The following is a 5,775-nucleotide window of genomic DNA, read 5'->3' as shown; positions in this document are numbered from 1 at the left end:
GAACAAAGCTGCCTTTTGCCTTTTGCCTTTTGCCTTTTGCCTTTTGCCTTTTGCCTTTTGCCTTTTGCCTTTTGCCTTTTGCCTGTCCTGATATGTAGCGCATACTCAACGGATTTAGTATCAGACCCTACAGATAAACGTTTTTGTTGTCCTTTCGCCCATCAGTTTGATGTATTTTCGATAACATTCAACTTTAGAATTCTTAATTATATATATCAACTTTTTTTGAAATAATATTATGTAGTTATTGACTGATAACGGGGACAGAGACAATGAGTAAAAGCGACAAAAATTCTGTGAAAATGGTATTTTCTGCGTTAAGTATTTTTGGAATTAGCCTACTGTCGGCCTGTGGCATAGGGGAATTTCCAGCTAACAAATCAATTAAAATTGATGGTTCTAGTACCGTATACCCGATTACCCAGGCCGTGGCCGAGAAATTCAAAAGCAGTCAACCGGGTACAGCAGAAGTGAGCGTAAAATTTTCGGGAACCACTGGGGGATTTCGGGAATTCTGTGAAGGAAAAACTGATATTAGCAATGCCTCTCGACCGATTCAAGCCGATGAGATGTCCCTGTGTAATCGCTATGGCGTAAGATATATTGAATTACCCGTGGCTTTTGATGCCTTAACTGTAGTCGTTAATCAGGAAAATAACTGGATTGATAGCATTACCCTAGAAGAATTAAAGAAAATGTGGGAACCGGCTGCTGAGGGTAAAATTACCAATTGGAATCAAATCAGACCGGAATTCCCCAATAAACCCCTAAATCTCTTTGGTGCAGGCCAAGATTCCGGAACTTTTGACTATTTTACCGAAGCTGTGGTCGGTAAATCCGGTGCTAGTCGTAAGGATTATGTAGCCAGCGAGGATGATAACACTTTAGTCCAGGGAGTCAGTCAAGATCCGAATGCTCTTGGTTACTTTGGACTAGCTTATTATGAACAAAATCCCCAAAAATTGAAAGCTTTAGGCATTGATAGCGGTAAAGGGGCGATTTTACCCTCTAGAGAAACCGTAGTTAACTCCCAATATCAACCCCTTGCTCGACCTTTATTTATCTACGTCAATGCGGAGAAAGCGCAAAAAAGCCGAGCTTTACAGGAATTTGTGGAGTATTACCTCGATAATGCCGAGAGTATTGTTAAAGAAGTCGGTTATATCCCCCTAACGGATGAACATTACCATTTAGCCACAGTTACCTTCTTTAACGGTGAAGTGGGAACGGTTTTCGGAGGACAATCGCAATTTGATGTCACCCTAGCGGAATTATTGCGGCAAAAAGCCAAGTTTTAGAGGAGAGCGTTGGGGAGATAATTGCTTTCTCTCCCCAAACAATGGCGATTTTTTAACCAAATCGACCGCTAATATATTCTTTTGTTTTCTCGTGAGTTGGTTCTTGAAACATAATTTTAGTTTGTCCAAACTCCATCAGTTCACCCAAATACATAAAAGCTGTGTAATCAGAAATCCGGGCTGCCTGTTGCATACTGTGGGTGACGATTAAAATGGTAACTTTTTCCTCTAATTTACCAATTAGTTCTTCTATACTATTAGTGGCGATTGGATCGAGAGCGGAAGTGGGTTCATCAAAGAGGATAATTTCAGGATCTGTAACTAAAGCGCGGGCAATACAGAGACGTTGTTGTTGTCCCCCCGATAAATCGTAGGCACTGGTGTTGAGACGATCCTTGACTTCATCCCACAAAGCGGCACCGCGCAAAGCTTCTTCTACTTTATAATCGATAAACTCCCGTTTTTTTTCGCCCCTAACCCGCAAACCGTAGGCGACATTTTCGTAAACAGATTTCGGGAAAGGGTTCGGTTTTTGGAAAACCATACCAATCCGCATCCGCACCTCGATCGGATCGACCTTGTGATCTAAAATATTGACGGTATCGATATAAATACCCCCTTCGTAGCGATTAGCGGCATAAAGGTCGTGCATTCGATTAAAACAGCGCAAAAGCGTCGTTTTACCGCAGCCAGAGGGGCCAATTAGAGAGGTGACTTGTCTTTCGGGAATGGTGAGATTGATACTTCGCAAAGCGGGTTTATTGGTGCCAGCGTAGTAAAAGTCAAGGTTTCTCACCTCGGCTTTTGGTTGAAATTCTTTGATATTAGACATCATCGAGGGAAAAATAGAGTTTACCATTTGATACCTTTGCGGAAACGATAGCGGAGATAGATAGCTACAGCGTTCATCCCGAGAGTCATCACAATCAACACTGTACCAGCGGCTGCTGCATTGACTTCAAATTCTGGCTCTGGACGAGAAACCCAGTTAAACATCTGGATAGGCATAACTGTAAAGGGTGCTTTTAGCCAATTAAAGTTAATAAAGGGAAAATTTGCTTGTAAAGGAGCATCGGGTAGAAAGGCAATAAACGTGAGCGCACCAATAGTAATCACGGGAGCCGTTTCTCCAATCGCTCTGGAAAGCCCGATGATCACACCGGTTAGGATACTACCGAAGGAGTAGGGAAGAATATGATCGGCGACTACTTGCCATCTACTTGCTCCCACGGCATAGGCCGCTTCCCGGAGACTGTTGGGTATTGCCCGAATTGCCTCTCTGGTGGTGACAATAACCACAGGTAGGATCAGCAAAGCTAGGGTTAAACCGGCGGCAATAATACTTTGTCCGAGATTGAATTGATAGACAAATAAACCGAGGGCGAGTAAACCATAGATAATTGAGGGAACACCCGCTAAATTAGTGACGTTAATCTCAATAATTGCTGAAAGCCAATTTTTCTTACTATATTCTTCCAGATAAATTCCCGCCGCAATACCGAGAGGAATCGCAATCAAGGCTGTTACCAACATCACTAGCAAGGTTCCCACCCAAGCGGAAAGAATACCAGCTTCTTCAGGGTGACGACTAGGAAAAGAAGTAAAAAACTGGGGGGTAATGCGCGGCAACCCTGCCATCATCATCTGGGCAATCAGGATAAAGAGAATTAGGGTAGAAACAAAAATAATCAACAACCCTAAGCCAGAAAATACAGTGCTAATCAGCTTGCGCCTTTCAATATTAGCTCTTAAATTCGATAATTGTTCTTTTTCCATGATTAGTAAACCTCCCGATATTTTTTGGCGAGGAAATAACCGATAATATTAAAGATTAAAGTCAAAATGACTAGCATAATACCGGCGGCAAAAATTGATTGATACTCGATCGAACCGTGGGGTAAATCGCCTAAACTAACCTGAACAATATAAGCGGTAATGGTGGCCGCTTCACTAAAGGGATTGAAGGTTAAATTTGGCTGTAATCCTGCGGCGATCGCTACAATCATCGTTTCTCCCACGGCCCGCGAAACTCCTAAAATATAAGCGGCACTAATACCAGAAATAGCGGCAGGCAAAACCACATTTAAAGCAGTTTGTAAACGAGTTGCTCCGGTAGCGTAGGAACCTTCCCGGAGGGTCAAAGGTACGGCACGCATGGCATCTTCACTGATGGAACTAATCAGGGGAATAATCATTAATCCCATGACCAAACCAGCACTGAGCATATTAAATGAAGGCAAGTCAGGCAAAAAAGTTTGTAGGAAAGGTGTGACATTTAAAAAGGCAAAATAACCATAAACTACTGTCGGTATAGCCGCTAATAATTCTAGACAAGGTTTAACCACTTCTCGCAGACGCGGGGGGGCAAATTCACTGAGATAAATAGCGGCAATTGTTCCCAAAGGAACAGCGACAAACATCGCCACGATCGAAGTGGTTAAGGTTCCCGAAAGTAGCGGTATAATACCATAACGAGGATCGGCAAAAAGCGGACTCCAAACCGTATCGGTTAGGAATTGAATCAGGGGAACTTTCTCGAAAAAATGCACGGATTCTAGAATCAAAACCTCCATAATGCCGATAGTGGTGGCCACAGAGGAAAAAGCCGCCAAAAATAGAATAACTTCAATAATAGTCTCTTTGAGGTTGCGAATCTTTTTGGGAGTAGCTGCCTGAATCCAGACACTCTCTGATTTAATTGCTGGTTTAGTCATGCTTTAAATATCTAGTTGCTGGGTTTTTTAATTCAACTCCAAAAATGGGGAAGATAATCGCTTCCCCATTCCATTTATTGGCAGATAAGCAACTATTCTTTAGCTTCTAGCCGAACAATATCTTGGATGGTTAAACCCACCACATCTCGGCCAACGAATACACTCCCTGTTTTATTATTTCTAAAGTTTCTCATTACCGATTGATAGACATTAGCGGGTAAAGGAACATACTTAACTTCCCGGACTAATTTGGGAGCATTGTTGATGAAAAATTCGACAAAACTTTTTACCTCTGGACGTTTAGCCGCATTAGCATTAACGTAGATAAAAACAGGACGGGAGAGGGGATTATATTTGCCGTTGTTGACATTTTCTGCTGAGGGAGATATGGCTCCTTTGCCGTTATCAATGGCTAGGGCTTTCAGACGACCTTTATTTGCTTCATAATAGGCATAGCCAAAGTAACCTAAAGCGTTACGATCTCTGATAACTCCCTGCACTAGAACGTTATCATCTTCACTGGGGGTAAAGTCGGTGCGACTTTTCTTCGATTCACCGACAATTGCCTCGGTAAAGTAATCGAATGTTCCCGAATCTGCACCTGGTCCGAACAGTTTTAGGTTGGCATTAGGCCATTTAGAATTAACTTGATTCCACTTAGTGATCTTCCCTTGAGCAGCGGGTTCCCACATTTTTTTCAGTTCAGAAACCTTGATGCTATTAAGGGGATTTTGTCTATTGACTACCACTGTTAAAGCATCAAAAGCGATCGGCAGTTCTAAGAATTTAACGCCATTTTTAGCGCACAATTGACGCTCAGAATCCTTAATTGGACGAGAAGCATTAGAAATATCCGTTTCACCAGCACAGAATTTTTTAAAACCGCCACCTGTTCCCGAAATACCGACAGTTACCTGTGTCTGACGATTTATCTTTTGAAATTCTTCCGCTACTGCTTCTGTAATTGGGTAAACGGTGCTAGAACCATCAATTTTGATAGTATTGCGGCTTTGGGAATTAACCGCCGGGATGGTGAGAGCTAGGGCTGCTCCTACTGCCGCTAAACCAGCGCTGATTGTCCATCGATTTAGTTTGAATTGGAAATTCTGCATACTCATTTCGCTAATTATTGCTGGTTCGGGAATCAAAAAATTAACTTTTAGGTTGGATTGTACATAAAACCCTAAAATTATGATCAATTATTTGAGTTAATTTAAGGTTAAGGTTAAGATTTGGTTTGGTTAAATTTAGTTTAAGCTTGGGTTAATTAAGCTTAACTTAAACAAATATGTCTCACATTTTTGGTTATTTAAATTAGTTGATGACCACCCTATTGCAAATTAAAGTTAGTCAAAACGCTCAATAATAGACCTCTTGCATAATTTTTTTATGGTATGATGTAGGGTTTTGCTTTTTTCTCAATTCTTAGATTGAAGTGGAAAAAAGAATAAAATGTGATCTTAGGTCAGGAAATCATCTATAATTTTGCTATGTTTATTAGCAAAATTATGGATTATCAAAACTTATCAGATGAACAATTCAAACGCCGTTTCGGTGTGTATAAACAAACATATAGAAAGATGCTAGAATCAGTAAAAAGTGTTGAAGCCGACTCTAATTCACCATCTAAAAGGGGACCGAAACCTAAACTATCTATAGAAGAACAAGTTTTAGTAACGTTAGAATATTGGCGAGAATATAGAACATATTTTCACATTGGTACAAGCTGGGAACTATCAGAATCAACTATATGTCGGATTGTA

At 41.1% G+C, this 5,775-nt stretch carries 6 protein-coding genes; 2 read left to right on the top strand and 4 right to left on the bottom strand.

The features are described 5' to 3' along the window. Positions 1-272 precede the first annotated feature (272 nt). Entirely contained in the window at positions 273-1,298 is a 1,026-nt protein-coding gene (locus IQ224_RS21025) for a PstS family phosphate ABC transporter substrate-binding protein (protein ID WP_036401828.1), read from the top strand. Between the two features lie 52 nt (positions 1,299-1,350). Here the strand turns inward: IQ224_RS21025 and pstB are convergent, their stop codons facing one another. The 4 genes from pstB to IQ224_RS21005 all read right to left on the bottom strand — a co-directional run bounded on the left by pstB (position 1,351) and on the right by IQ224_RS21005 (position 5,130). After that, positions 1,351-2,157, bottom strand: a complete 807-nt coding sequence (pstB, locus tag IQ224_RS21020) for a phosphate ABC transporter ATP-binding protein PstB (RefSeq protein WP_072926451.1) — start codon at positions 2,155-2,157, stop codon at positions 1,351-1,353. Further along, positions 2,151-3,074: a phosphate ABC transporter permease PstA gene (pstA, locus tag IQ224_RS21015; RefSeq protein WP_002745947.1), complete on the bottom strand. Its 924-nt coding sequence runs from the start codon at positions 3,072-3,074 to the stop codon at positions 2,151-2,153. Before pstA ends, pstB begins: the two co-directional genes overlap by 7 nt. A 2-nt stretch (positions 3,075-3,076) precedes the next feature. Continuing rightward, the gene (gene pstC / locus IQ224_RS21010) at positions 3,077-4,012 is read right to left on the bottom strand and encodes a phosphate ABC transporter permease subunit PstC (RefSeq protein ID WP_002745948.1); all 936 of its coding nucleotides are present in this window, start codon (positions 4,010-4,012) and stop codon (positions 3,077-3,079) included. A gap of 92 nt (positions 4,013-4,104) precedes the next feature. Continuing rightward, the gene (locus IQ224_RS21005) at positions 4,105-5,130 is read right to left on the bottom strand and encodes a PstS family phosphate ABC transporter substrate-binding protein (RefSeq protein WP_002745949.1); all 1,026 of its coding nucleotides are present in this window, start codon (positions 5,128-5,130) and stop codon (positions 4,105-4,107) included. 372 nt (positions 5,131-5,502) lie between these two features. On the opposite strand from IQ224_RS21005, the gene IQ224_RS21000 reads away from it, so the two are divergent. Beyond that, positions 5,503-5,775: transposase family protein (locus IQ224_RS21000; protein WP_194033455.1), on the top strand; the 273-nt coding region annotated here is incomplete at its 3' end.

The organism is Microcystis sp. LEGE 00066 (assembly GCF_015207925.1).
Lineage (GTDB): Bacteria > Cyanobacteriota > Cyanobacteriia > Cyanobacteriales > Microcystaceae > Microcystis > Microcystis ichthyoblabe_A.
This window is presented reverse-complemented; position numbering and strand designations above follow the sequence as displayed.